Origin of the sequence: Isoptericola croceus, from assembly GCF_029382255.1 — a bacterium.
Lineage (GTDB): Bacteria > Actinomycetota > Actinomycetes > Actinomycetales > Cellulomonadaceae > Isoptericola > Isoptericola croceus.
Genome location: NZ_JARLLG010000012.1, coordinates 94,554 through 121,165, shown reverse-complemented (window position 1 = coordinate 121,165; position 26,612 = coordinate 94,554). Strand labels below are relative to the sequence as shown.

The 26,612-nt window shown below is 73.2% G+C and carries 27 protein-coding genes; 1 reads left to right on the top strand and 26 read right to left on the bottom strand.

The window, feature by feature from the left end:
* Positions 1-100: 100 nt before the first annotated feature.
* Positions 101-1,054 carry a 30S ribosomal protein S2 gene (rpsB, locus tag PZC42_RS19245; protein ID WP_277213456.1) on the bottom strand — a complete coding sequence of 318 codons (954 nt, stop codon included), beginning with the start codon at positions 1,052-1,054 and terminating at the stop codon, positions 101-103.
* A 459-nt stretch (positions 1,055-1,513) separates the two neighbouring features.
* On the opposite strand from rpsB, the gene PZC42_RS19240 reads away from it, so the two are divergent.
* Positions 1,514-2,065, top strand: coding sequence for a murein hydrolase activator EnvC family protein (locus PZC42_RS19240; RefSeq protein ID WP_277213454.1), 552 nt, complete (start codon positions 1,514-1,516; stop codon positions 2,063-2,065).
* A 19-nt stretch (positions 2,066-2,084) separates the two neighbouring features.
* Here the strand turns inward: PZC42_RS19240 and PZC42_RS19235 are convergent, their stop codons facing one another.
* The 25 genes from PZC42_RS19235 to dhaK all read right to left on the bottom strand — a co-directional run bounded on the left by PZC42_RS19235 (position 2,085) and on the right by dhaK (position 26,552).
* Positions 2,085-3,029, bottom strand: coding sequence for a tyrosine recombinase XerC (locus PZC42_RS19235; protein ID WP_277213453.1), 945 nt, complete (start codon positions 3,027-3,029; stop codon positions 2,085-2,087).
* 65 nt (positions 3,030-3,094) lie between these two features.
* A complete protein-coding gene (dprA, locus tag PZC42_RS19230; RefSeq protein ID WP_277213451.1) occupies positions 3,095-4,351 on the bottom strand; it encodes a DNA-processing protein DprA in 1,257 nt (418 codons plus the stop codon).
* On the bottom strand, positions 4,344-5,882 hold the full coding sequence (locus PZC42_RS19225) for a YifB family Mg chelatase-like AAA ATPase (RefSeq protein WP_277213449.1): 1,539 nt from the start codon (positions 5,880-5,882) through the stop codon (positions 4,344-4,346). The genes dprA and PZC42_RS19225 overlap by 8 nt, the downstream gene beginning before the upstream one ends.
* A complete protein-coding gene (locus tag PZC42_RS19220) occupies positions 5,882-6,238 on the bottom strand; it encodes a YraN family protein (RefSeq protein ID WP_277213447.1) in 357 nt (118 codons plus the stop codon). Before PZC42_RS19220 ends, PZC42_RS19225 begins: the two co-directional genes overlap by 1 nt.
* Positions 6,239-6,370: 132 nt before the next feature.
* Positions 6,371-6,670 carry a DUF2469 domain-containing protein gene (locus tag PZC42_RS19215; RefSeq protein ID WP_106268126.1) on the bottom strand — a complete coding sequence of 100 codons (300 nt, stop codon included), beginning with the start codon at positions 6,668-6,670 and terminating at the stop codon, positions 6,371-6,373.
* A gap of 7 nt (positions 6,671-6,677) precedes the next feature.
* Positions 6,678-7,505 (bottom strand): ribonuclease HII, encoded by an 828-nt coding sequence (gene rnhB / locus PZC42_RS19210; RefSeq protein ID WP_308199848.1) that lies wholly within the window; start codon positions 7,503-7,505, stop codon positions 6,678-6,680.
* A complete protein-coding gene (gene lepB / locus PZC42_RS19205) occupies positions 7,502-8,299 on the bottom strand; it encodes a signal peptidase I (RefSeq protein WP_277213443.1) in 798 nt (265 codons plus the stop codon). Before lepB ends, rnhB begins: the two co-directional genes overlap by 4 nt.
* A 128-nt stretch (positions 8,300-8,427) precedes the next feature.
* A complete protein-coding gene (gene rplS / locus PZC42_RS19200) occupies positions 8,428-8,784 on the bottom strand; it encodes a 50S ribosomal protein L19 (protein ID WP_277213441.1) in 357 nt (118 codons plus the stop codon).
* Between the two features lie 142 nt (positions 8,785-8,926).
* Positions 8,927-9,787 carry a tRNA (guanosine(37)-N1)-methyltransferase TrmD gene (gene trmD / locus PZC42_RS19195; protein WP_277213439.1) on the bottom strand — a complete coding sequence of 287 codons (861 nt, stop codon included), beginning with the start codon at positions 9,785-9,787 and terminating at the stop codon, positions 8,927-8,929.
* 1 nt (position 9,788) lies between these two features.
* Entirely contained in the window at positions 9,789-10,358 is a 570-nt protein-coding gene (rimM, locus tag PZC42_RS19190) for a ribosome maturation factor RimM (RefSeq protein ID WP_277213438.1), read from the bottom strand.
* Between the two features lie 141 nt (positions 10,359-10,499).
* A complete protein-coding gene (locus PZC42_RS19185; RefSeq protein ID WP_277213437.1) occupies positions 10,500-10,739 on the bottom strand; it encodes an RNA-binding protein in 240 nt (79 codons plus the stop codon).
* A complete protein-coding gene (gene rpsP, locus PZC42_RS19180) occupies positions 10,739-11,158 on the bottom strand; it encodes a 30S ribosomal protein S16 (protein WP_277213436.1) in 420 nt (139 codons plus the stop codon). Before rpsP ends, PZC42_RS19185 begins: the two co-directional genes overlap by 1 nt.
* Positions 11,159-11,359: 201 nt before the next feature.
* Complete coding sequence (locus PZC42_RS19175) at positions 11,360-12,472, bottom strand: amidohydrolase family protein (RefSeq protein ID WP_277213433.1); 1,113 nt, start codon at positions 12,470-12,472, stop codon at positions 11,360-11,362.
* Between the two features lie 20 nt (positions 12,473-12,492).
* Positions 12,493-14,130: a signal recognition particle protein gene (ffh, locus tag PZC42_RS19170; protein ID WP_277213432.1), complete on the bottom strand. Its 1,638-nt coding sequence runs from the start codon at positions 14,128-14,130 to the stop codon at positions 12,493-12,495.
* A 44-nt stretch (positions 14,131-14,174) separates the two neighbouring features.
* Positions 14,175-16,025: a [protein-PII] uridylyltransferase family protein gene (locus tag PZC42_RS19165; RefSeq protein ID WP_277213430.1), complete on the bottom strand. Its 1,851-nt coding sequence runs from the start codon at positions 16,023-16,025 to the stop codon at positions 14,175-14,177.
* 5 nt (positions 16,026-16,030) lie between these two features.
* Positions 16,031-16,369 (bottom strand): P-II family nitrogen regulator, encoded by a 339-nt coding sequence (locus PZC42_RS19160; RefSeq protein ID WP_277213428.1) that lies wholly within the window; start codon positions 16,367-16,369, stop codon positions 16,031-16,033.
* Positions 16,366-17,646: an ammonium transporter gene (locus PZC42_RS19155; protein ID WP_277213426.1), complete on the bottom strand. Its 1,281-nt coding sequence runs from the start codon at positions 17,644-17,646 to the stop codon at positions 16,366-16,368. Before PZC42_RS19155 ends, PZC42_RS19160 begins: the two co-directional genes overlap by 4 nt.
* A gap of 208 nt (positions 17,647-17,854) precedes the next feature.
* Positions 17,855-19,021: a signal recognition particle-docking protein FtsY gene (gene ftsY, locus PZC42_RS19150; protein ID WP_277213424.1), complete on the bottom strand. Its 1,167-nt coding sequence runs from the start codon at positions 19,019-19,021 to the stop codon at positions 17,855-17,857.
* 67 nt (positions 19,022-19,088) lie between these two features.
* Positions 19,089-19,424 carry a hypothetical protein gene (locus tag PZC42_RS19145; RefSeq protein ID WP_277213423.1) on the bottom strand — a complete coding sequence of 112 codons (336 nt, stop codon included), beginning with the start codon at positions 19,422-19,424 and terminating at the stop codon, positions 19,089-19,091.
* A gap of 11 nt (positions 19,425-19,435) precedes the next feature.
* A complete protein-coding gene (smc, locus tag PZC42_RS19140; protein WP_277213421.1) occupies positions 19,436-23,005 on the bottom strand; it encodes a chromosome segregation protein SMC in 3,570 nt (1,189 codons plus the stop codon).
* 160 nt (positions 23,006-23,165) lie between these two features.
* A complete protein-coding gene (ndk, locus tag PZC42_RS19135; RefSeq protein WP_277213419.1) occupies positions 23,166-23,606 on the bottom strand; it encodes a nucleoside-diphosphate kinase in 441 nt (146 codons plus the stop codon).
* Positions 23,607-23,629: 23 nt separating this feature from the next.
* Complete coding sequence (locus PZC42_RS19130) at positions 23,630-24,073, bottom strand: DUF4233 domain-containing protein (RefSeq protein WP_277213417.1); 444 nt, start codon at positions 24,071-24,073, stop codon at positions 23,630-23,632.
* A gap of 72 nt (positions 24,074-24,145) precedes the next feature.
* Positions 24,146-24,916 (bottom strand): dihydroxyacetone kinase phosphoryl donor subunit DhaM, encoded by a 771-nt coding sequence (dhaM, locus tag PZC42_RS19125; RefSeq protein ID WP_277213416.1) that lies wholly within the window; start codon positions 24,914-24,916, stop codon positions 24,146-24,148.
* Positions 24,913-25,524: a dihydroxyacetone kinase subunit DhaL gene (gene dhaL, locus PZC42_RS19120; RefSeq protein WP_277213462.1), complete on the bottom strand. Its 612-nt coding sequence runs from the start codon at positions 25,522-25,524 to the stop codon at positions 24,913-24,915. Before dhaL ends, dhaM begins: the two co-directional genes overlap by 4 nt.
* 32 nt (positions 25,525-25,556) lie before the next feature.
* Positions 25,557-26,552, bottom strand: a complete 996-nt coding sequence (gene dhaK, locus PZC42_RS19115; protein WP_277213460.1) for a dihydroxyacetone kinase subunit DhaK — start codon at positions 26,550-26,552, stop codon at positions 25,557-25,559.
* Positions 26,553-26,612 lie beyond the last annotated feature (60 nt).

Here is a 26,612-nt window from a genome sequence, read left to right as displayed (position 1 = left end):
GGGGGGGGTTTTGGTCTGTGGTGGGGGGGCCCGGGGGGGGGGGGGGGGGGGGGGGGGGGGGGGGGGGGGGGGGGGGGGCCCACGCCCGCCCCGCCACAGATCACTCGGACTTCTCGGCGGCCTCGGCCGGCTTCTCGTCGGCCTTCTCCTCGGCGGGAGCCTCGACCGGCTTCTCGTCAGCCTTCTCCTCGGCCTTCTCCTCGGCGGGGGCCTCGGCGGGCTTCTCGTCGGCCTTCTCCTCGGCGGGAGCCTCGACCGCGTCGGCGCTCTCGGTCTTCTCCGCCTCGGCACCGGCCAGGAGCTCGCGCTCCCACTCCGCCAGCGGCTCGGCCTCGGCCTCGGCGGCCTCGCCCTTCTTGCCGGAGGCTCGCTGCATCAGGCCCTCGGCGGCGGCGTCGGCGACCACCCGGGTGAGCAGCGTGACGGAACGGATCGCGTCGTCGTTGCCCGGGATGGCGTAGTCGACCATGTCGGGGTCGCAGTTCGTGTCGAGGATCGCCACGATCGGGATACCCAGCTTGCGCGCCTCGTCGACGGCGAGGTGCTCCTTGTTGGTGTCCACGATCCACACGGCGGACGGCGTCTTGGCCATGTCACGGATACCGCCGAGCGTGCGGGCGAGCTTGTCCTTCTCGCGACGCAGGACGAGCAGCTCCTTCTTCGTCAGCGACGAGGAGGCGACGTCGTCGAAGTCGATCTCCTCGAGCTCCTTGAGCCGCTGGAGCCGCTTGTGGACGGTGGTGAAGTTGGTGAGCATGCCACCGAGCCAGCGGTGGTTGACGTACGGCATGCCGACGCGAGCGGCCTGCTCGGCGACCGGCTCCTGCGCCTGCTTCTTCGTACCGACGAACAGGATCGTGCCGCCGTGGGCGACGGTCTCCTTGACGAACTCGTAGGCGCGGTCGATGTACGACAGCGACTGCTGGAGGTCGACGATGTAGATGCCGTTGCGCTCCGTGAAGATGAACCGCTTCATCTTCGGGTTCCAACGACGGGTCTGGTGCCCGAAGTGGACACCGCTCTCGAGGAGCTGACGCATGGTCACGACGGCCATGACTGGTCCTTTCGCCGCGCGGGCCCGGGATCCTCCCGGTGGCCGCGCGCATCAGGCGACCGTCCCGTGCAGGGGCGGTCGCTGCGCTTCGGTTGTCGGCGACGGGCATCTGGCCCGGCACCCCTGGCGTCACGCCGGGCCGGCACCGTCGACCTCGGGAGGACGAACGGACCGCTGCTGGCTCGGCCGTGCCTCACCGACCCCGAGGAGCCGGACAGGCACGTGCGTGGCGCGCGATGTCGACCACCGCCTGCGTCGTGCCGGCACCCGACACGAGGTCGAGGGCAGGACGGCGCGTGGACAGCACTGGTCGCAGCGGCAAGTCTACCCGACGGGGCACATCGCCCGGACCGGTCGTGTACGTGTCACGGCTCACGCGAGAGGCACCCACCGACCTGCGCCGTCCACAGATGTTCTGGGGCACGACGCCGCAGGCGACGATCCTGCCAGCCTCGGGGCATGCCCTCCCCCGCCAGCAACCTCGCGTCGCACCGGCCGTCGCCCCGCGCCCTGCTCACCGCCGTCGCCCTGACCGTCCTCGTGCTCGTCGGGCCGGGCACCGACACCGGCCGGGCGTCCCCGAGCGACCAGCCGGGCAGCTGGCAGCCGCCGTCCGAGGGGGCGGTGCTGGAGCCGTTCGACCCTCCCGCCCAGCCCTGGCTGCCGGGGCACCGCGGCGTCGACCTCGCCGCTCCAGCGGGGTCGCCGGTCGTCGCTCCAGCTCCCGGCGTCGTGACCTTCGCCGGACAGGTCGGCGGCAAGCCGGTGGTCGTCGTCTCGCACGGCGAGCTCCGGTCGACCTTCGAACCCGTCGACGCCCGGCGGGCCGTGGGTGACACCGTCCGTGCGGGCGACGTCGTGGGAACGGTGACGACGGACACCGGCGCCACCCACTGTGCACCCACGAGCTGCCTGCACTGGGGAGTACGCCGTGGGGAGGTCTACCTCGATCCGCTCGCGCTGCTCGGCCGCGCCGAACCGATCGTGCTGCTGCCGTCGACCCACACGTGACCGGGAGGTCGCGGACCGGTCACGCCCGGGGGAAGGCCTGACGGAAGACCTGCTGAAGGCGTTCGGCGTCGACGTGCGTGTATCGCTGCGTCGTCCCGAGGTCGGCGTGGCCCAGCACCTCCTGCACCGACCGCAGGTCCGACCCCCCCGCCAGCAGGTGGGTCGCTGCAGAATGGCGCAGGGCGTGGGGGGCGATGTCGTCGACGCCTGCGGAGGCAGCGAGGCGGTGCACCGACTCGCGCGCCTGACGCTGTCCCCAGCGACCGCCCCGGTCGCCCAGGAACAGCGCCGCAGGCGAGTCGGCACGGTCCAGCTCGGGCCGCCCGTCCGTGAGCCACGCTGTCACGGCACGCGCCGCAGGCACCCCGAACGGCACCACCCGTTCCTTGCCGCCCTTGCCGAGCACCCGGACGAGCCGCTCGCCGGGGTCCACGTCGCGTACGTCGCACGCCACGAGCTCCCCGACCCGCACACCTGAGCCGTAGAGCAGTTCGGCGGCCGCCCAGTCCCGCAGGGCCGACGGTCGTTGCCCCGGCTCGGCCTCGTCGGCCTGCCGACGGGCCGTCTCGAGCAGTCGGGCAGCGGCCTCGGTCGAGAGCACCGTCGGCAGGGCGCGGGATGTCCGAGGATTGGCGAGCCGTACGGACGGGTCGGCCGCGATGAGGCCCTCGCGCAGCGCCCACCGCAGAAAGGCCCGCGCCGCTGCGCTCCGGCGCGCCAGCGTCGCGCGGGACAGCCCTCGGTCGGCCTGCGTGCCGAGCCAGCCTCGCAGCACACCGAGATCCATCGCGTCCAGCTCGGACGTCCCGTGCCGCACGGCATACCGCAGCAGGCCGCTCACGTCCGCGCGGTAGGCACGCCGCGTGTGCGCCGAGTGGCCCCGCTGAGCGGCCAGGTGCCGCGTGAAGCTGTCCACCGCGTCGGCGAGCGCGGTGGGCAACGGCGGGACGTCCGTGCTCGTCATCGTCGCCAGTGTGCCGCGTCACGACGACGTGACTGCGCAGCTCGCACGGCGTTTCGCGCCTCGGGTCAGCGCGGCCGTGCCGCCCCGCGCCACCGAGCACCGTCCCGGCGTGCGAGCCGCAGCCGTTCCAGCCCACCGAGGACCGCGACGACCCGTCGCGGAGGCAGACCCGCCGTCCGGGCCAGCGAGTCGACCGTCGCCGCAGCCCGCGCCGGCAAGGCGTCGAGGACGAGCAGCTCGTCCGGACCGAGCCCGGCACGAGGATCGTCCACCCGCGCCGCGCTCTCCGCGGGACGGTGCTGAGCCATGTCCGCCCCGAGGGCACCCGCGAGCTCGGCGACCTCGCTCGCATCGCCGACACAGACGGCAGCCCCGTCCCGGAGCAGTCCGTGGCACCCCGCCGACGCCATCGACGTGACCGGTCCGGGCACCGCACCGACCGGCCGCAGAAGATCGACGGCACGCCGCGCCGTCGACAGCGCACCTGAACGCCGGGCAGCCTCGACCACGACCGTGGCACCCGTGGCCGCGGCGATGAGGCGGTTGCGAGACAGGAAGCGCTGCCGGAACGGTGCCGACCCGGGTGGTACCTCGCTGACGACCGCTCCCCCGGTGTCCACGACGCGTCGCAGCAGGGCGTCGTTCCCCTGCGGGTAGAACCGGTCGACACCACCGGCCAGCACGGCACAGGTGGTCCCACCACCGGCGATCGCGCCGCGGTGGGCGGCGGCATCGATGCCGTACGCCCCACCGGACACCACGGCGAAACCTCGATCGACGAGCCCTGTCGCGAGGTCCTCCGCCACCCGCTCTCCGTAGGAGGTCGCCGCACGCGCACCGACCAGCGCGACCGACCGCGGCGACCAGGCGGACAGGTCGGGGTCGCCGCGCACCCACAGGGCGAAGGGCGCCGCCGCGCCCAGGTCCGCCAGCGCCACCGGCCACCGGGGGTCACCAGGCGTGAGCAGCGTGCCGCCGTACCGATCGAGCACCCGCAGCTCCCGCCGTGGGTCGAGGCTCGCGAGGCGCTGCGACCAGCGACCGACAGCGTCGGCGAGCCGCCGGAGCGTCTCCCGCTGCACCCCTCCCGCGAGACGCTCGAGATTCTCGCCCCGGAGTGCCCGGACCGGGTCGGCCTGGGCATCCACGAGCCAGGCGAGCGCGCCGGTAGCGCCCAGGTGCGCGACCAGGGCTCCGGCCACGACGTCGCCGGGCTCGGCCAGGCGGCTCCAGGCCGCGGCAGCCAGCCGCGGGTCGTCGACGTCGAAGCGCAGCCGGGCGGGCGGCCGCGGCGGCTCGAGGTCGAACAGGGGCTCAGGCACGACGCTCTCCCGTCCGGAACATCATGGCGGTGTCGACGTCGGTCGTCGTCGGCACCTCGCGCCCGTCGAGGTCCGCGACGGTCCAGGCGACCCTCAGCAACCGGTCCGCCCCGCGCATCGACAGGTCGCCGACGTCGATCTGCCTCTCGACCTGTGCGAGCACCCCGGGTTGTCCGCGGAGCCGCTCGCGCAGCCACGGACCGGGAAGCTCGACGTTGGTGCTCCAGCCGGTGCCCGCCCATCGCTCGCGGGCCACGGAGCGCGCCTGTCGCACGCGTTCGGCGACGACCGCGCTGGACTCGCCGCGCCCGCCGAGAACCCGTTCGGCACGGGTGAGCCCGGCGAGGTGCACCTGGAGGTCGACCCGGTCGAGCAGCGGTCCGGACAGCCGGCCCACGTAGCGGCGCCGCGCCACGGGCGTGCACGTGCACTCGAGGCCGGCGTTCGTGGTCGCCATCCCGCACGGGCACGGGTTGGCGGCGAGCACGAGCTGGAACCGGGCGGGGTAGCGCGTCGCGCCCCCGGTGCGGTGCAGGACGAGCTCGCCCGCCTCGAGCGGCTGGCGCAATGTCTGCAGCACGCGGGGAGCGAACTCGGGTGCCTCGTCGAGGAACAGCACGCCTCGGTGGGCCCGGGACACGGCGCCGGGCCGTGCCAGTCCGGTACCACCCCCGACGATCGCGCTCGGGGTGGCGGTGTGGTGCGGGTCCTCGAAGGGCGGCCTCTGCAGGAGACCACCACCGGGATCGAAGGTCCCGGCGACGGAGTGCACGCCGGTCACCTCCACGGCCTCGGCCTCGGTGAGGTCGGGCAGGATCCCTGGGAGACGGGCCGCCAGCATCGTCTTGCCCGCGCCCGGCGGTCCCACCATGAACAGGTGGTGCCCGCCGGCGGCGGCCACCTCGAGCGCCATGCGTGCCTCGCTCTGGCCGACGACGTCCCGCAGGTCGCCCTCGGGACGCCTGACCACCGCGGGGCGCGCTCGCGGCACCGCGACGGTCTCCTGCCCGCTGTCCAGGTCGCCTCCGTGAAGACGGACGACGTCAGCGAGGTGAGCCGCTTCGTGCACGGTCACGCCGGGCACGAGACGCGCCTCGGCCGCGTCCGCGGCCGAGACGACGACGTCGCGACACCCTGCGCCGACGGCGGCGGCGACCGCGGGCAGCACGCCCCGGACGGGTTGCAGTCGTCCGTCGAGGCCGAGCTCGGCGAGGTGCACCACGCGCTCGAGGCCTCCGTGCGGCACCACGCCGGCCCCGGCCAGCACCGCCACCGCGACGGCGAGGTCGAACCCGGTACCGGACTTGCGCAACGACGCGGGCGACAGGTTCACCGTGATCTTGCGCTGCGGCCACGGCACTCCGCTCGACAGCACCGCTGCCCGGACCCGGTCACGGGACTCGGCCAGGGCTGCGTCGGGCAGGCCCACCAGCGTGAAGCCCGGTACCGAGGCCGCGAGCTGCGCCTGCACCTCGACGACGTGGCCGTCCATCCCGCTCAGGGCAACGGACGCCGTGGTCCCGAGCCCCATCAGAGGACTCCCTGCAGGTGCTCGACCTGGGCGGCGCCCGCGCGCGGCAGGATGACGGCGACGACGTCGATCCGTACCTCGTACCGCGGGGCCGCGCGGGTGTGCAGCCACTCGGCCGTCAATCGCCTGATCCGGTCGAGCTTGGCCCGCGTGACGGCCTCCGCCGGGTGGCCGAACCCGGTCCCGCGCCGCGTCTTGACCTCGACGACCACGAGCGTGCCGCCTCGCCGGGTCACGAGGTCCAGCTCACCACGCGTCCCGCGCCAGTTGCGCTCGAGAACCTCGTACCCACGTTCGGTCAGGTAGCGCGCAGCCACCTGCTCTCCGTACCGCCCCACGGCGTCCTTGGCCCGCACGGAACCACCTCCGCGACCCAGCCTGCTGCGCTCTCGACGAGACCGTCGACGGCGCAGTGCAACCTGTGGAACCGCAAGACCTGTGGACGGCCTCGGTGCCGCCCCACCGTGCGGCGACGATCGAAGCCCCGGTCAGAGAGCGATGTCCGCCTTGGCGAGCTCCTCGACGTTGACGTCCTTGAACGTCACGACCCGGACCGACTTCACGAAGCGTGCGGAGCGGTAGACGTCCCAGACCCAGGCGTCGGCGAGCCGGAGCTCGAAGTAGACCTCACCGGCAGCCGAGCGGACCTGCAGATCGACCTGGTTCGCGAGGTAGAAGCGACGTTCGGTCTCCACCACGTAGGAGAAGAGCCCGACGACGTCGCGGTACTCGCGGTACAGCGCGAGCTCCATGTCGTTCTCGTAGTTCTCGAGGTCCTCGGCGCTCACCTGGACATCATCCCACCCGGGAGCGCAACGGCACGCCCGAGCCGATGCTCACCTCGTCGAGGGTGACCACGGTGGGTCCCGCCCCGGCCTCGGGAGCCGGCTCGGTCGCCGCGACCGCAGCACCGGTCGTGGTCTCGTCCAGGACCCGCAGGTTCCACGACCGACGGTGCTGCGGCGTCGGCCCGTGGCGCCGGAGAGCCTCGAGGTGGGCCGGAGCGGAGTAGCCCTTGTTCTGCTCCCAGGCGAACGAGGGGTACTGGGCAGCGAGTCGTCTCAGCAGCCCGTCTCGCTCGACCTTGGCGAGCACGCTGGCCGCGGCGACCGAGGAGCACTGCAGGTCAGCCTTGACGAGCGTCCGCACATCTGGTTCCGGCGCGTCGAGCGTGCGGCTCGGATCGAGATCAGCCGCCTCGAAGAGGTCCGCGTCGGGCCGGCTGAGCCAGTCGTGCGACCCGTCGAGGAGCACCACGTCGACGTCACCGGCCGACCGACGGACCTGCGCGAGCGCACGGCGTCCGGCGAGCCGCAGCGCGGCGACGATGCCGTGCGCGTCGATCTCCGCCGGTCCGGCGTGGCCCACCGCCCAGGCCACGGCCCACCGGCGCAGCGGGTCCACCATGCTCTCGCGCGCCGACGGCGAGAGCAGCTTGGAGTCGGTCAGCCCACGGGGAGCCGTCCGTGTGCTCGCGTCGACGACCACCAGCCCGACGCTGACCGGTCCTGCCAGTGCTCCGCGGCCCACCTCGTCCATGCCGCCCACCAGCAGGGCACCCTCACCGAGCAGTGCACGCTCGGACCGCAGCGTGGGGCTGCGACGGGTGCTGCGCACGCTCACGGCTCCGGGACCTCGGTGAAGACGTCGCCCGGGTTGCGCAGCACCCGAGCGTCCCCGAACGGCCAGACGATCACGAAGGCGGACCCCACGACGTTGTCCATCGGGACGAACCCACCACCGGGCTTGCCGGTGTTGTAGCGCGAGTCCTGCGAGTTCTGCCGGTTGTCGCCCATGACGAACAGCATGCCCTCCGGCACGACGTTCTCGAACTCGGTCTGGCTGGGCACGGACGCCGGAGCGATGTACGTCTCGTCGATCGCCACCCCGTTGACGCTGACGAGGCCCTCCGCGTCGCAGCACACGACCGTGTCTCCCGGTGTGCCGACCACCCGCTTGATGAGATGCTCCCCCGAGTCCTGCGGCAGCAGCCCGACGAACGTGGCGGCGTCCCGCAGGGTGTTGCCGACCGGACCGCGATCGGGCGCCTCGTACGGCGGCAGCCAGCCGCCCGGGTCCTTGAACACCACGATGTCCCCGCGGTGCACGTCGAGCGCGTCCGGCACGAGCCGGGAGACCATCACCCGGTCGCCGACCTGGAGCGTCTCCTCCATCGACGAGCTCGGGATGTAGAACGCCTGGACCAGGAACGTCTTGATCAGCCACGAGAGCACCAGGGCGCTGATCACGATGATCGCCGTCTCGCGCAGCAGACCGCGGCCGCCGCCGGTGCGGGCGGGCCGCTCGGCGGCGTGGGCGGGCACCGTCCCCGACCGTGTCACGTCGACCGACGGTCCCTCGACGGCGTCGGGGTCCGGTATGCCCTCGGGCTGGGGTCGGCGCTCTGCGGATGTCACAGGGTCGGAGTCTGCCACGTCCACACCCTGCCAGACGCACGACCCGGCCGCGAAACGCCGACGGGCGGCCTCTCCAGCCGGAGAGGCCGCCCGTGGCGGTGGTCGGCGGGAAGGACTCCCGCCGCGGCTCACTTGGCCGGGGTCTGGCGCTTCTCGCGGATCTTCGCCTTCTTGCCGCGCAGCGCGCGCAGGTAGTAGAGCTTGGCGCGGCGGACGTCACCACGGGTGACGACCTCGACCGACTCGATGGTCGGGGCGTGCACCGGGAAGGTGCGCTCCACGCCGACGCCGAAGCTGATCTTGCGGACGGTGAAGGTCGAGCCCACGCCGCTGTTCCGGCGGGCGATGACCACGCCCTGGAAGGCCTGGACACGAGAGCGGTTGCCCTCGACGACCTTGACGTTGACCTTGACGGTGTCGCCGGCACGGAAGTCCGGGATGTCGTCGCGCATTCCTGCCGCGTCGACGAAGTCGAGCGTCTTCATGGTTGTCTCCCCGCCCTGCCACAGGTCAGAGCAAGCTCTGGGCCCGCACGAGGCGGGCCGAAGTCTTTGTCGAAGGTGGTGCACCGTCCTCGGCCCGATGGTCTCCCCTGTGGCAGAGTCCGGGCTGCGGCACACCGACGCACTATTCTGCCACACGCTCCAGGCGGGCAGAAGACCGGCGGCCGTCGGGACCGTCCGCAGCGCCGCCCACGACCTGCCAGCCGAGCCCCGCGAGGACCTCACGGTCGTGACGGTCGAGCAGCTCCGGGTCCAGGGCCGCCACCATGTCCGGGCGGCGGGCGGCGGTCCGCTCGAGCGCCTGGTCCCGGCGCCAGCGCTCGATGCGGGCGTGGTGACCCGAGAGGAGGACCTCCGGCACCTCGCGGTCCTCCCACCGGGGTGGCTTGGTGTAGACGGGGTACTCGAGGAGCCCGGCCGCGCCGTGCGACTCCTCGACCAGCGAGTGCGGGTTGCCGACGACTCCGGGCAGCAGCCGCCCGACGGCCTCGACCATGACGAGAGCCGCGACCTCACCGCCGTTGAGCACGTAGTCGCCGATCGAGAGCTCGCTGACCCGGTGCCCGGCGGAACGGTAGTGCTCCGCCACGCGGGCGTCGATGCCCTCGTAGCGCCCGCAGGCGAGCACGAGGTGCTCCTCGGTCGCCAGCTCCTCAGCCCGCCGCTGCGTGAAGACCTCGCCCGCCGGCGTCGGCACGACGAGGTGCGCGCCACGCGCCACGTCATCACCGGCGGCCGGCACGGTGGGCGCTGAGGTCTCGAGCATCAGGTCGTCGAGCGCCCGCCCCCAGACGTCCGGTCGCATGACCATGCCCGCTCCGCCGCCGAACGGCGTGTCGTCGACCGTGCGGTGGCGGTCGGTGGTCCACTCACGCAGGTCGTGGACGCGCAGGTCGAGGAGCCCGGCACGCCGTGCCTTGCCGACGAGCGACAGGTCCAGCGCGGCGAGATAGTCCGGGAAGATCGTGACGACGTCGATCCGCACGTCATTCCTCGTTCCTGCCGAAGGGCTCGTCGCGCTCGGGCTCGGCCCGGTCGACGACGAGGGCCTCGGCGTCGCGGGCCAGCAGCCCACCGGGCGGCGTCAGCTCGACACGGCCGCCGGCCACGTCGACCACCGGCACGATCGCGTGCACGAACGGCACGAGCGTCCGCTCGCCGCCGGACTCGCGCACCACGAGGGCGTCATGGGCGGGCAGGTGCTCGAGGCCGACGACCTCGCCCACGACGGTGCCGTCGGTGAGCTCGACGCGCAGCCCGGCGAGCTCGTGCGGGTACCAGGCGTCCTCGTCCCCGGAGTCGCCGGCCTCGACCACCAGCTCGACGCCCCGCAGGGCCTCAGCCGCCGTGCGGTCCGTGGACTCGGCGAACGCGACGAGCCAGCGACCCTGGTGCACTCGGGTCCCGACGATCGTCAGCGGTCCGGCCTCGGCCGGTACCGTCGCCAGGACCGCCCCGGTCGCGAACCGCTCCTCGGGCGTGTCCGTGCGCACGTCGAGAGCCACCTCGCCCCGCAGGCCGTGGGCCTTGCCGATGCGAGCCACCACCAGCTCCATGTCTACTCCTCGTCATCCGGACCGGCCGATCTCGTCACAGCCCGTCACCACCTGTCCCGGGCCACGTGCCCGGTGAGCACGACGAGGCCCGGTCCCGTGGCGGGACCGGGCCTCGTCGGTGCTGCTCGTCGCTCTCGGTGCTCAGCGTCGGTCGACGTCCACGACGTCGACCCGCACCGGGCCGTCGGTCGCCAGCGCGCCGACGACGGTGCGGAGCGCCTTCGCCGTCCGGCCACCGCGGCCGATCACCCGCCCGAGGTCGTCGGGATGCACCCGGACCTCGAGCAGGTCACCCCGGCGCTGCGTGCGCGGCGTGACCTGGACGTCGTCCGGGTTGTCCACGATGCCGCGCACGAGGTGCTCGAGAGCGTCCGCGAGCATCAGGCCTCGGCCTCGGCCTCGTCGGACTGCTCGGTCTTCGCGGCGGACTTCGCCTCGGCAGCCTTCGCCTTGGCCTTCTCGGCCTCGGCGTGGACGGCCTCGACGGCGGCGGTGCTGTCGCCCGCCGTCTGCTTGGTCCGCAGGGTGCCCTCGGCACCCGGCAGGCCCTTGAACTTCTGCCAGTCGCCCGTGACCCGCAGCAGGGCGGCGACCTGCTCGGTCGGCTGGGCGCCGACACCGAGCCAGTACTGGGCACGCTCCGAGCTGATCTCGATGAGCGACGGCTCCTCGGTCGGGTGGTACTTGCCGATCTCCTCGATCACCCGACCATCACGCTTGGTGCGCGAGTCGGCGACGACGACGCGGTAGTACGGTGCCCGGATCTTGCCGAGGCGCTTCAGACGAATCTTGACGGCCACTGGTGTGGACTCTCCTGGTTCTGTGGGTGCGACCCGGATCACCGCGCGGGTGGGGTCCTGCGGGTGGGACGGGTCAGGACTGGGCCTGCGCAGGTGAGAGGGGCCTGGGCACGCCGAGTACCCCGCTATTGTGCCAGACGCGGGCGACCACCCCAACCTCGGTTCGGTCACACCCCCACCGCACGACGCCGGGCGCCTGCATCACGGGGCCACGACGCGCCCGCGCAGGACGACGGCGGTCGGGTGGCGCAGGACCTCGACGTCCTCACGGGGATCGGCCGGGTACACGACGAAGTCCGCGCTGGAGCCCTCGACCATCGCCCCGTGGCCGAGATACGCCCGGGCCTGCCAGGTGGCCATCGCCACGACCTCGGCGTCGGGGATGCCTGCCGCGACCAGCTCGGAGCACTCCTCGACGATCCGGCCGTGGTCGATCGTGCCGCCCGCGTCCGTCCCGACCAGGAGCGGGATCCCGGCGTCGTACATCGCCCGGACCTGCTCGTACCGGCGTTCGTGCAGGCGCCGCATGCGCGCGGCGTAGACGGGGTACTTGCCGTCGGCCTGCTGCGCGATGGCGGCGAACTGTGCCACCTGCAGCAGCGTCGGTGTGACGTGGATGCCCCGCTGAGCGATCTCCGGCATGACGTCGGGCGTGATGCCCGTGCCGTGCTCGATGCCGTCCACCCCGGCGGTGAGCAGGTCGTCGATCACCTCGGTGGAGAACGCGTGCACGGTGACCCGAGCCGCCTCGGCGTGCGCGGCCTCGACCGCCTCGGTGAGCACGTCGACCGGCCACAGCGGACGCAGGTCGCCGTCGGGGCCCAGGTCCCGGTCGATCCAGTCGCCGACGAGCTTGACCCAGCCGTCTCCGGCACGAGCCTGCTCGCGCACGGCACGGGGCAGGTCGGCGACGTCGTCGAGCTCGAGCCCGTAATGACGCAGGTAGCGCTTGGGGCGGGCCAGGTGGGCCCCCGACCGGACGAGACGCGGCAGGTCGGGACGCTGCGCCACCCAGGAGGTGTCGAGCGGGGAGCCGGCGTCACGGACCAGCAGCACGCCGGTGTCGCGGTCGGCGATCGCCTGCTTGACGGCGGTGCCCTCGTCGACCGCGCCGCCGGCGTCCAGGCCGATGTGGCAGTGGACGTCGACCAGGCCCGGGAGCACCCAGCCCTCGATCTCCGTGGCCGGGCTGCCCTGGGGCGTGGGGCGCAGCAGGCTGAGCCGGCCGTCGCGGACCCACATCTCGCCGACCTCGCGGTTGCCGTCGAGAAGGATGTGACCCGTGACGTGCAGTGGAACGTGCGGCACCGACATGTCGGCAGCCTACCGGGGCGTCAGCGTCCTCCACCGAGCAGCTTGCCGAGATCCCCCGGCAGCTGGAGGTTCTCGAGGTCCGCAGCGGCCTGCTGGTCCTCGCCCGTGCCCGAGACGCCGAAGGCCGAGCCGGCCGGGGCCGGCTTCTTCGCCCCGCCGCCCAGCGCTCGCTGCATGGCCTCGCGTTCCTGCTGCGCCCGCTTGGCGGGGTTGCCCGACTTGCCCTTGACCTTCTTCTTCGGCTGCTGCTTGCCGCGCGACTTCTTGCCGCCGCCAGGCATCCCCGGCATCCCCGGCATGCCACCGGGCATCCCTGGCATCCCGCCGCCCTTCGACATCTGGCGCATCATCTTCTGGGCCTGGGCGAACCGGTCGAGCAGCCCGTTGACCGCGGCGGTGGTCTGCCCCGCACCACGAGCGATCCGAGCCCGCCGTGACCCGTTGATGATCTTCGGGTTGTCCCGCTCGGCCGGCGTCATCGACTGGATGAGCGCCTGGACCCGGTCGACCTCACGCTCGTCGAAGTTCTCGAGCTGCTCACGCATGTCAGCCATGCCGGGCATCATGCCGAGCATCTTCTTCATCGAGCCGAGCTTCTTCATCTGCTGCATCTGCACCAGGAAGTCGCTGAGCGTGAAGTCCTCGCCCTGGGCGACCTTCGCCGCCATCTTCTCGGCCTCGTCGGCGTCGAACGCCTTCTCGGCCTGCTCGATGAGCGTGAGGACGTCGCCCATGTCGAGGATCCGGGACGCCATGCGGTCCGGGTGGAAGACCTCGAACTCGGTGAGCTTCTCGCCGGTCGAGGCGAACATGATCGGCCGCCCGGTGACCTGGGCGACCGACAGCGCGGCACCACCTCGCGCGTCGCCGTCGAGCTTGGACAGCACGACGCCGGTGAAGTCGACGCCCTCGGCGAAGGCCTGGGCGGTGGTGACCGCGTCCTGGCCGATCATCGCGTCGATGACGAACAGGACCTCGTCCGGCGTGATCGCCGACCGGATGTCGGCAGCCTGCTGCATGAGGACCTGGTCGACGCCCAGGCGTCCCGCCGTGTCCACGATGACGACGTCGTGCTGCTTCGAGCGCGCCTCGGCGACGCCGTCGCGCGCCACGCCCACGGGGTCGCCCACGAGGGCACCGTCGGCCATGTCGTGGTCCGAGGTGTTCCCCGGGTGCGGGGCGAACACCGGCACGCCGGCACGCTGCGCCACCACCGACAGCTGGGTCACGGCATTGGGGCGCTGCAGGTCCGCGGCGACCAGGAGCGGGGTGTGCCCCTGGTCCTTCAGGGCGAGGGCGAGCTTGCCCGCCAGGGTCGTCTTGCCGGCACCCTGCAGGCCGGCGAGCATGATGACCGTCGGAGGGGTCTTCGCGAGCTGCAACGCCCGGGTCTGGCCGCCGAGGATCGTGACGAGCTCGTCGTTGACGATCTTGACGACCTGCTGCGCGGGATTGAGCGCCCCCGAGACCTCCGCGGACAGCGCGCGCTCGCGCACCGCGGCGGTGAACTCGCGCACGACGGGCACGGCGACGTCGGCGTCGAGCAGCGCGCGGCGGATCTCCCGCACGGTCGCGTCGATGTCCGCCTCGGAGAGACGTCCCTTGCCGCGCAGGTTCTTGAAGGTCGCGGTGAGCCGGTCCGACAGGGAGTTGAACACCAGGAGGTCCTCTTCGCGGGGTGGATGAAGTGCGGTCCCCTAGCCTACCGGCCCCCTCCGGCCGCCTCGGACGGTGCCGTCAGCTCGGCACGGGCAGCCCGGGTGAGCTGGTCGACCAGGCTCGCGCGCCAGCCGGTCCATCCTGCGGGACCGAGCGAGGACGCGTCGGCCTCGGTCAGGGCCCGGAGCACCTCGAGCAGGTCGAGGCGGTGGTCGAGCGCCTCCAGCAGCCGTCGCACGGTCTCCGGGTCCTCGAGGTCGGCGCTCGTGGCGAGCGACGCCAAGGTCAGGTGCTGGCGCACCAGGGTGGCGACGTCGGCGGCGAACGCCTCGTCGAAGCCCATCCGGCGCACGATCGCGGGGGCGATCCGCGCACCCTCCACGGAGTGGTCCGAGCACTCGGCACGTCGACGCTTGCCGATGTCGTGCAGGACCGCGGCGACCAGCAGCAGGTCCGACGGCAGGTGCTCGGCGGCGACGCCGCGGGAGATCTGCTGCTTGCGCACCGCCGTGGCCAGGGAGGCCGTCTCCACGAGGTGGCGGTCCACGGTGTGGCGGTGGATCGCCGCCCGCTGCGGCTTGTTGCGGACGTCCGCCCACTCCGGGATCCAGGTGGTGACGGCACCGGCCAGGTCGAGCGCCTCCCAGACGTGGACCTGTGCCGGGCCGGACCCGAGCAGGGTGAGCAGGTGTCCTCGAGCCGTCCGGGGCCACGGCTCCGGCAGCGGGGGGCAGTCCGCCAGGGAGTGCACGGTCACCGGTGAGAGCGCGAGGCCGGTGCGCGCCGCCGTCGCCGCGGCACGCAGGGACAGCTGCGGATCCTCGGCAGGTTCCGCCGTCACACCCAACACGAGCTCGCCGTCGTGCTCCACGAGCCCGTCCCCCACCGACCGCAGCCGCGGCGGCTGGCGGCGTCCGCGCACCAGCACGGGCTTGCGGGCCGCAGGGCGTTGCAACGCCTGGCGGGCCCGGCGCACCGTCGAGTCGAGCGCGAAGGAGATCTCCCGACCGGCCTCCGCCAGGCTGGCGAGCAGCTCGTCGGGGTCGTCGTGCCCGGCAAGCCGGGCGACCTCGTCCAGGTCCCCCAGGAGCAGGCGGGTCGAGCGTCGACGTGTGACGACATGGAGCGCGTCGCGCACGTCGAGCAGGTGCGCGTAGGCGGTGTCCACCCGGCCGTGCGGCCGGTCGGTGAGCCACGTCGCGGCGAGAGCGGACAGCACGACGGCGTCGCGGATGCCACCGCGCGCCTCCTTGAGGTCCGGTTCGATGAGGTAGGCGAGCTCGCCCGAGCGGTCGGCCCGCTCGCGCACGCTCGCCAGCAGCTCGGGCAACCGGCGGCGCGACGCCGAGCGCCAGTCGGTGAGGATCCCCGAGGCCGCCCGGTGCACGACGACGGCGTCCCCCGCCACGGGGCGCACGTCGAGCCAGCCGACGGCGGCCGGCAGGTCCCGGCTGGCCAGCTGGCGTGTCTGGTTGAGCGACCGGACGGCATGGTCGATGTCGACCCCCGAGTCCCACAGCGGGTACCAGAGGCGCTCGGCGATGCCGGCCAGCGCGTCCGGCTTGTGCGAGCGCCCGTCGTGGATCAGCACGAGGTCGAGGTCGGACAGGGGGCCCAGCTCGCCCCGCCCGAGGGAGCCGACCGCGGCCAGCGCGATCCCGGTGGGCTCGACGCCGGCCGTCGCCTCCGCGTACAGCGCGGTGAGTCGTTCGGTGACGATCTGCTGGAGGGTGGCGCGGCGCGCGACGCCGGAGCGCCCGGGTCCGCTGAGGTCGGCGGCTGCGGTGAGCAGGTCCTCGCGCAGCCCCGCGACAGGGCCCCGCACCCCGGGACCGGGGTGCGGGGCCCTGACATGGGGCAGTGCGGGACCGGCCGTGGAAGGCTGGTCAGCCATCGGCGTCAGAGTGCGGCGTCGCCGTGCTCGCCGGTACGGACCCGGGCGATGTCGTCGACGGGCACCGTCCAGACCTTGCCGTCACCGATCTTGCCGGTCTGGGCCGCGTTGACGACCACGTCGACGATCGACGCGGCGTCCTCGCTCGGCACCAGGACCTCGATGCGGACCTTGGGCACGAGGTCGACCGTGTACTCGGCACCGCGGTAGACCTCGGTGTGGCCCTTCTGGCGGCCGTAGCCGCTGGCCTCGCTGACGGTCATGCCGCGGACGCCGGCGGCCTCCAGGGCCGACTTCACGTCGTCGAGACGGTGGGGCTGGATGACTCCGGTGACAAGCTTCATGCTCGGACCTCCTTGATGACGGAACCCTGCTGGATCGTCTCGTACGCCGTCTCGCTGTGCACGGCGAGGTCGATGCCGCTGACCTCTTCCTCCTCGGAGATCCGCCAGCCCATCGTCGCCTTGAGCGCCAGGCCGATGACGAGCGTGACGATACCGGCGAAGACGACCGCGACGAGGGCGATGATCACCTGGACGCCGAGCTGCTCGATGCCGCCGCCGTAGAGCAGACCCGTCTCGGTGGCGAGGAAGCCGAGCGCGACGGTGCCCCAGAGGCCGGCGACCAGGTGGATGCCGACCACGTCGAGCGAGTCGTCGAAGCCGAGCTTGAACTTCAGGCCGACCGCGAAGGCGGACAGGACACCGGCGATCGCACCGATGGCGATCGCACCGACCGGCGAGACGTCGCCGGCGGCCGGGGTGATGGCGACCAGACCGGCCACGACACCCGAGGCGGCACCCAGCGAGGTGGCCGAGCCGTCACGCAGCTTCTCGGTGATGAGCCAGCCGAGGATCGCGGCGGCCGTGGCCGTGGTGGTGTTGACCCAGGCGAGGCCCGCAGCGCCGTCGGCGCCGTAGGCGGAACCGGCGTTGAAGCCGAACCAGCCGAACCACAGCAGGGCAGCGCCGAGCATGACCAGCGGCAGGTTGTGCGGGCGGATCGGCTCGGAGCCGAAGCCCTTGCGCCTGCCGACGATGAGCGCCAGCACGAGCGCCGCGACACCCGCGTTGATGTGCACCACGGTGCCACCGGCGAAGTCGATCGGCACGGCGTCGCCGAAGACGAACGGGCCCTCGTCGGACAGCAGGCCACCGCCCCAGACCATGTGCGCCATCGGGAAGTAGGACAGCGTCGCCCAGATACCGGCGAAGACCATCCAGGTGCCGAACTTCACGCGGTCGGCGATGGCGCCGGAGATGAGCGCCACGGTGATGATCGCGAAGGTGGCCTGGAAGCCGACGTCCACGATGATCGGCAGCCCGCCGTCGACGACCCATTCGCCGGCGTCGTCGAGGACCCCGCCCCCGCCGAGCCCGAACTGCTCGATCGGGTTACCGACGATGCCGCCGAAGCTCTGGTCGGCGTAGGACATCGACCAGCCCCACAGGACGTAGATGACGCCGACGACGGCCATGGCGCCGAACGACATCATCATCATGTTCAGGACGGACTTGCCACGAACCATGCCCCCGTAGAACAACGCCAGGCCCGGCGTCATCAGGAGCACGAGGGATGCTGATGTCAGCATCCATGCGGTCACTCCGGTATCCAGCTCCATCGTGTGTTACTCCCCTCGCCAGCCCGTGTGGCCGGTCGGTGACCACCGTGGCGGTGCGGGGTTTCCACTGGACAGAGGTTGTGTTACGACCGTGTGACAGACCGCTCGCCCGCGTAAACATCCGATTTCTGTCCGGAGTGCGAGACGGTTCGGGCCTCACCGTGACCCTGCCGTGATCCGACCGAGACCGTCACGCGATCCACGCGTCCTACCCCAGCAGGCCGTCGACGAAATCCTCCGGGTCGAACGGCGCCAGGTCGTCCGGCCCCTCCCCGAGTCCCACGAGCTTGACCGGCACCCCCAGCTCGCGCTGCACCGCCACGACGATCCCGCCCTTGGCCGTGCCGTCCAGCTTCGTGAGCACGATGCCGGTCACACCCGCGACCTCGCTGAAGACCTTCGCCTGCTGCATCCCGTTCTGCCCCGTGGTGGCGTCCAGCACCAGCAGGACCTCGCCGAGCGGTGCCTCGCGGGTGATGACGCGGCTGATCTTGCCGAGCTCGTCCATCAGCCCCGCCTTGTTCTGCAACCGGCCGGCCGTGTCCACCAGGACGACGTCGACGCCGTCCTGCGCCCCCTTGGCCACCGCGTCGAACGCCACCGCGGCCGGGTCGGCACCGTCGCGGTCCGATCGCACCGTCTCCACGCCCACGCGCGCGCCCCACGTGGTGAGCTGGTCGGCCGCCGCGGCGCGGAACGTGTCGGCGGCACCCAGCACCACCGTCCGACCCTCCGCGACGAGCACCCGCGCGAGCTTGCCGACCGTGGTCGTCTTGCCGGTGCCGTTCACCCCCACGACGAGCACGACGGCGGGCTTCGGCTTCCCGTCGACCAGCGGCCGGGTGGTGGCGATCGTCCGGTCCATGGTGGGGTCGACGACCTTGACCAGCTCCGAGCGCAGCAGCTCGCGCACCGCTGCCGGGTCGCGCACACCTTCGACGCGCACACGGGTGCGCAACGCCTTGAGCAGCTCCTCCGCGGGCCCCGCGCCGATGTCGGCGAGCAGGAGCGTCTCCTCGAGCTCGTCCCAGTCGTCCTCGGTGAGGTGGTCGCGCGACAGGACGCTCAGCAGGCGGGCACCGAGCGGCGATCCGGAACGTGCCAGCCGGTCGCGCAGACGCACCATCCGGCCTGCCACGGGAGCCGGTGTCTCGAGCGCCGGAGCGGCGTCCGGCGCCACGGGCGTCTCCGGCGCCTCGTCGACGGCGGTCCGCTCCGGCGAGGCGACCCCGTCGCGGGCGGGAGCGTCGTCCAGCGTCGGTGCGCCGACGTCGTCGCGCCGACGGCCACGCAGCCGCGGCACGACGAGCGCGGAACCGACGCCCACGACGAGAACCACACCGAGAACGATCCAGAGCCAGAGAAGTTCAGTCACGGTCCCCTAGTCTCCCAGACCGTGGCCACGACGCGTGCTGGTGCGGTGCGGCGCGGCGCGCGAGCGGTCAGGGGCCGGGAACACCCGGGCCGCTGGCACGCGGCGTCCCGTGGAACGGCGTGCTCACGCGCTCCTGGGCCCGCTGCAGCACCCCGGACAGCTCGTCGGCGTCGACGTAGGCGGGCGCGTCCTCGATCGTCGCCGCGAAGAAGGCGTCCATGTCGGTGTCCACCGGCTCGGGGGCCGCGGTACGACGGCGTCGGCTCAGCCCTGCACGGAAGTCGCGCAGGAACGCGCGCACGCCCCGGACGTCGTCGTCGTCCCGCTTCTCCATGACGTTGGCGACCAGGAAGACGGCCGCTGCGACCAGCAGAGAGACGAGGATCCATACGACGAGAGCCATGGCACCCATTGTCACCCGGCCTCCGCCGTCTCGCGCAGCCTCTGCGAGATGACGGTGGTCACACCGTCACCACGCATCGTGACACCGTAGAGCGCGTCCGCGACCTCCATCGTGCGCTTCTGGTGCGTGATGACGACGAGCTGGGAGTCCTCCTGCAGCTCGCGGAAGATCTCCAGCAGGCGGCCGAGGTTGACGTCGTCGAGCGCGGCCTCGACCTCGTCCATCACATAGAACGGGCTCGGGCGGGCCTTGAAGATCGACACGAGGAACGCCACCGCGGTCAGCGACCGTTCGCCACCCGAGAGCAGCGACAACCGCTTGACCTTCTTGCCGGCCGGCCGGGCCTCGACCTCGATCCCGGTGGTGAGCAGGTCGCCGGGCTCGGTGAGCACCAGCCTGCCCTCCCCACCCGGGAACAGCCGGGAGAAGACCCTCTCGAACTGCGCCGCGGTGTCCTGGTACGCCTCGGCGAAGACCTGCTGGACCCGCTCGTCGATCTCCGCGACGATCTGCAGCAGGTCGGCGCGCGAGCCCTTGAGGTCCGCGAGCTGCTCGCTGAGGAACCGGTGACGCTCCTCCAGCGCGGCGAACTCCTCCAGCGCCAGGGGGTTGACGGTACCGATCCGCTTCAGGGCGCGCTCGGCCGTGGCGAGACGCTTCTCCTGCTCCGCGCGCACGTAGGGCACGGGGTCGGGGTCCGGGTCGTCGTCCGCGGCATCCGGCGGCCGGGGCACCGGGACCTCACGGTGCGGGCCGAACTCCTCCACCAGTGCCTCGGGGTCGGTCCCGAGCTCCTCGACCGCCCGGGCGTGCAGCTGCTCGAGCCGGGCGACCTGCTGGGCGCGAGCGACCTCGTCCCGGTGCGCCACGTCAGTCAGGTCGCGCAGCTCTCCGGCCAGCCGGTCGACGTCGGCGCGCACCGCGTCCACCTCGACCCGTTGCGCGTCCCGGTCGGCCTCCGCGGCGGCGCGCTCGGCCGCGGCCCGTTCCGACGAGCGGGCCAGCACCTCGAGCGCCGTGGCGACGGCGGTCCGCACGCCGGCGGCGCGCTCCGCCTGCGCCGCACGCCGCCGGGCCCGCACCGCTGCCTGCTCGCGTGCGCGGCGTTCCTGGGCGGCCGCCCGGGCCAGTCCTTGGGCACGGCCGGAGACCGCACGGGCGCGCTCCTCGGCGGTGCGCAGGGTCAGGCGCGCCTCGGTCTCGGACTGCCGGGCGGACGTGGCGCGCACCTGGGCCGCGTCCCGGGCCCCGGTCGCCGCCTCGACGTCCTCCTCGGACCGGGTCGGTTCGGTCTCGGCCACCTCGAGGCGCCGGACGAGCTCGTCCAGCTCGGCCTCGTCGACCCGCCGGCGCTCGGTCGCCTCGGCCAGCGCCGTGCGGTGGCGCTCCGCCTCGGCCTGCGCGCCGGTCCGGGCGGACCCCAGCGTCCCGAGCTGCTCGGCGACCGCCGCCATCGCGGCGTCCGACTCGTGGAGGCGGTCCAGCGCCTCGTCGTGCCGCGCCTGCGCGGCCTCGAGCCTCGCACGGGCGTCCACCAGCTCGGCTCGTCCTCGCTCGCCGCGCGCGACGGCGTCGTCCAGGCCGGCCCGCGCCTCGTCCAGGGCGCTCGTCAGGTGCAGGACGCTCGGTGCGGCCGCCGAGCCGCCCGAGGCGCGGGTCGCGGCGAGCAGGTCGCCCGCCCGGGTGACCGCCACCGCGCTGCGGTGCGTCGCGACGAGGGCCCGGGCCTGAGCGAGATCTTCCACCACGACGACGTCGGCCAGCAGGTGACGCAACGCAGCCGCGGCCGGGCCCGAGGCGGTCACGATCTCGACGGCGTGGCGGGCGCCTGCCGGGAGCGGGACGTCCAGCGGAGCGGGAGTGCCGCCGTCGGGCCCGCCCACGACCAGACCCGCACGCCCCGCGTCGTCGTCGCGCAGCATCCGCAGCGCGTCGACCGCCGTCTCGAGGCTCTCCACCGCGACGGCGTCGGCCAGCGGCCCGAGCGCGGCGGCGACCGCCTCCTCGTATCCGGGCTCGACACCCAGCAGCGCCGCGACGGAACCCAGGACGCCGTCCTGGTCCGCCGCGAGCAGCGCACCCGCGCCGTCCTTGCGGTCCAGGCTCAGGCTCAGCGTCTCGACGCGCGCCGACCACGTCGCGCGGTCCGTCTCCGCGGCGGAGACCTGGTCCTCGAGCCGGTCGACGGCGGCCCGTGCGTCCGTCAGCGCGGCGACGGCGTTCTCGTGCTCGGCATCGAGGCCCTCCTCCCCGGCCTCGGCCCCCAGCACGTCTCGTTCGAGCTCGGCGAAGCGGTCCGCGGCTTCCTGGGCCCTGCGCTCCGCCTCGGCGAGCCCCTCGCGCACCCGTTCGATCTCGGCGTCGGCCGCCTCGACCCGACTGCGGCGAGCGGCGACCTGCCCGGAGAGCCGCGCCAGGCCCTCGCGGCGGTCGGCAGCACCTCTCAGCAGCGTGGCGAGCTCCTTCTCCGCAGCGCCGGCCACCTCCTCGGTGTCCGCCCGGGTGGCGACGGCGTCCGCGAGCGCTGCCCGGGCGATCTCGACCTCGCGCTCCAGCTCGGCCTCGGAGGTCCGGGCACGCTCGGCCTGCGCCTCGAGCTCGTCGGGGTCCTGGCCGCGTTGCTCGGGCTCGACGGTCCCGAGCAGCCGGACGCGCTCGTCGGCCAGGGAGGCCAGGCCTCGCAAGCGCTCACGGACGGCGCCGAGGCCGTGGAAGGTCTCGGCGGCACGGGAGGCCGCCTGGGTCGAGGCGGCGGCCGCGACCTCCAGCCGGGCCAGCCGTTGCCGGGCCGCGCCCAGCGCCTCCTCCGTCTCCCGGCGGCGCGCCTCGAGCGCCGCCTCGTCGGCGCGCTCCTGCTCGAGCTGGGCGCCGAGCTGGGCGAGATCGTCGGCGAGCAGCCGTGCGCGGGCGTCGCGGAGGTCGGCCTGGACGGTGCGGGCCTTGCGCGCGGCCTCTGCCTGGCGTCCCAGCGGCCCGAGCTGACGGCGCAGCTCCGTGGTGAGGTCGGTGAGGCGGGCCAGGTTGCCGGCCATCGCCTCGAGCTTGCGCAGCGCCTTCTCCTTGCGCTTGCGGTGCTTGAGGACCCCGGCAGCCTCCTCGATGAAACCTCGGCGGTCCTCGGGCGTGGCGCGCAGGACCTGGTCGAGCTGCCCCTGGCCGACGACGACGTGCATCTCGCGACCGATCCCTGAGTCGCTGAGCAGCTCCTGGATGTCCAGCAGCCGGCACGAGCTGCCGTTGATCGCGTACTCCGACCCGCCGCTGCGGAACAGGGTGCGGGAGATCGTCACCTCGGTGTAGTCGATCGGCAGGGCGCCGTCGGTGTTGTCGATGGTCAGCGACACCTCGGCCCGGCCCAGCGGCGGGCGGCCCGCGGTGCCGGCGAAGATGACGTCCTCCATCTTGCCGCCGCGCAACGACTTGGCGCCCTGCTCCCCCATCACCCAGGACAGGGCGTCGACGACGTTCGACTTGCCGGAGCCGTTGGGGCCGACCACGCACGTGATGCCGGGTTCCAGGCGCAGCGTCGTCGCCGAGGCGAACGACTTGAAGCCCCGGAGCGTCAGCGTCTTGAGGTGCACGTGCTCGAGAGTATCCGCCGTCGGACGCGATCCGGGGCACCCGCGACGGCGTTCCCCGACCCACACCCCGCCCGACCACTGCTGTGGGCGGAGAATCTGTGCCGAAGATCCGGGCGAACCGAACGATTCGGGCCAGATTCTCCGCCCACAGCGCAGGGGATCAGAGGTTGGGGAACCAGAGGCCGATCTCGCGCTCCGCGGACTCGGGCGAGTCCGAGCCGTGCACGAGGTTCTGCTGGACCTTCAGACCCCAGTCCCGGCCGAGGTCGCCACGGATGGTCCCCGGGGCTGCGGCCGTCGGGTCGGTGGCCCCGGCCAGCGAGCGGAAGCCGGCGATGACGCCCTGGCCCTCGGCCACGGCGGCCAGGACCGGGCCGGAGAGCATGAACTCCACGAGCGGGGCGTAGAACGGCTTGCCCTCGTGCTCGGCGTAGTGCTGGGCCAGGAGGTCGGTTGTGGCGCTCTTCAGCTCGACGGCCGTGAGCGTGTAGCCCTTGGCCTCGACGCGCCGCAGGATCTCACCGGACAGGCCGCGGCGGACGCCGTCTGGCTTGACGAGGACGAGGGTGCGCTCGAGCGCAGGCGTGGTTGCTTCGGTCATGCCGCAAACCCTATCCGGCCACGTCAGGTGTTCGGCGCCGTCTCCGGGTTGGCCGCGTCGTACTCGGCGCGCTCACGGTCGATCCGACCACCGAGGCGCAGCGACACCACCCACATGGCGACGAAGATCGCGCCGACCACGAACATCATCGGCAACAGCAGGCCCATGGCCAGCACCGGGACCTGGACGACCGACCCGGCCACGTACCCGCCGGGGCGGGCGACCATCCGGGACAGCAGGATCAGCACCACGAACAGCACACCGGCGACGGTCCACAGGGCTGCCGTCGACGGCAGCACCAGCGGCCCACGCTCGTAGGCCGAGTTGCGCAGCCCGTACAGCGCGAGGGCCGCGAACAGCACCGCGAACGCCTCGAGCTGCAGCACCGTGGTGGCGAACTGCGCCTTGGCTGGCTTGCGGGGCTTGATCGTGTCGCCGGGGCGGGGGCGGTCGTCCTTCTTGCTCACCGGTCCACGATATCGGTCAGACCGTCCTGGTCGTGCCCGACGGTCACGGTGCACCGACGCGGCACGGGTGGTCTACGCCTCCCCGAAGCCACCCTGGACCAGACCGACGACGACGGCGACGGCGGCCTCGGCATGCGCTCCCCGCGCCGTGACCCGCACGACGTCTCCCGCGGTGGTGCCGAGCGACATGAGCTGCAGCACGCTCGTCGCGTCGGCCCCGTCGATGGTGACCGGCACACCCAGGCCGGCGACCGCCCGGGCGACGACCGCGGCGGGACGGGCGTGCAGGCCCAGCGGGTTGGGGATCGTCACCGTCTCGCTCACCTCGTCCGGACCGCCCGACGACGGCGGACCGGGCGTCAGGACCACCTCGCCCGACGCGCGGGTCGCGATGACAGCGGGGCCGTCGGCGGCATCGGCGCCCTCCACCTCGACGAGCTGCATGACCGGGCTCGGCCCGATGGACCGCACCGCGGCCTCGGCCGCCTCGGCGACGGAGTCGAGCACCGCACCCTGCTGTGCTGTCACGGCCGCCGCGACAGCGCCCTCGACGAACGGGGCGGACACCAGCCTCGCCCTCGCCGGCAGCTCCGGGTCCAGCTCGAAGGCCGACTCGACCGTGAGCATCGCCGACCCGAGGTCGGCGAGCACGACCACGCCGTCGGTCTCCGCGAGCGCAACCTCGAGCGCGTCCTGCACGCGCGCCAACGAGGTGCCCAGACCGCCGTCGACGTCCCCGGCGGCGCAACCCACCACGACGTCCGGAGCCATCTGCCGGGCCAGCTCGGCCGTACCGTCCGCGAGGCGCACGGAGTGTGCGACGAGCACCAGGCCGACGCTCACCCGCCGCTCCCCTCGGCCGCAGCGACCGCGGCAGCCAGGATGATCGCTGACGAGCGGGCTCCCGGGTCCTCGGTACCCGCACTGCGCTCGGCCAGGTAGGAGGCTCGCCCCTTCGTCGCCACGAGCGGAACGGTCGAGGCCGACCCCGCCGAGGCCGCTGCCGCCGCCGCCCGCAGCACGTCCACCACGTGCTCGGCCCCCTCGGCACGCTCGGCGGCCTCGGCCGCCGGCTGCCAGGCGTCGACCATCGTCTTCTCGCCCACCGTCGCCCGACCTCGGGCGACGATCCCCTCGAGCGCGGCCTCCACCAGCGCGACGACGCCGGTCGGTCCCAGCTCCGCACGATCGGTCACCTTGGACGCGCGCAGGAACGCCGTGCCGTAGAGCGGCCCGGCGGCACCGCCCACCGTGGACATCATGGTCGTGGCGGCGAGGCGCAGCACCTGCCCGACCGTCTCACGCACCGGTTGGGCGGGATCGTCCAGCCGTCCGACGACGGCGCTCAGCCCGCGGTCGAGGTTGACGCCGTGATCACCGTCGCCGATGCGGCGGTCGAGCTCGGTCAGCTCGTCACGGGCGGCACGGACGTCGGTGGCAGCGACGTGCATCCAGCGTTCGGCCCAGGCGACATCCAGCACGCTCACCAGCGTAGCGCCGGCGTGCGCACGGGCGCGTCCCACAGCTCGGTCAGCTCGTCGTCGAGCCGCAGCACGGTGATCGAGGCGCCCTGCATCTCCAGCGAGGTGACATAGCTGCCGACCAGTGATCGCGTCACCTCCACGCCTCGCTCGGCGAGCAGCTCGCGGGCACGGCCGTAGACGACGTAGAGCTCGCTCAACGGCGTACCGCCCATCCCGTTGACGAACAGCAGGACCCGCTCCCCCTCGGCCAGGTCGAGGTCCTCGACGACCGGGTCGACCAGCCGCCGGGTGATGTCGGTGGCCCCGGAGGCGGACACACGGTGCCGCCCCGGCTCGCCGTGGATCCCGATCCCGATCTCCACCTCGTCGTCGGCCAGGTCGAAGCCCGGGCGGCCCACGTGGGGAACCGTGCACGCGGTCAGCGCCACGCCCATCGTGCGCACCCCGGCGACGACCCGCTCGGCCAGCTCCGCGACCGTGGCCAGGTCGTCACCGCGGGCGGCGGCCGCGCCCGCGATCTTCTCCACCGCGACCGTGCCCGCGACGCCCCGCCGTCCCGCCGTGTAGAGCGAGTCCTCCACCGCGACGTCGTCGTTGACGAGGACGCTGACGACCTCGGTGCCGTCCGCCTGCACCAGCTCGACACCGGTCTCGAAGTTGAGCACGTCGCCGGTGTAGTTCTTGACCACCGCGAGCACCCCCGCGCCGCCGTCGGCCGCCTGGAGCGCGGCGGCCGCCTGGTCCGGCGTCGGGGAGGTGAAGACCGCCCCGGGCACCGCGGCGTCGAGCATGCCGGACCCGACGAACCCGGCGTGCAACGGCTCGTGGCCGGAGCCCCCGCCGCTGACCACCGCCACCTGTCCGGGTGGCGTCCCACCGGCCCGCAGCACGAACGTGGGGTCGAACCGCACCTCCACCTCGCCCGCGTGCGCCAGGGCGAACCCTCGCAACGAGTCATCGACGGCTTGCGCCGGGTCGTCCAGCAGCTTCTTCATCACGGACCATCCCCTTCGGTCGTCCCTGGGGCCCATCCAACACCCGCGGGACGACCGGCG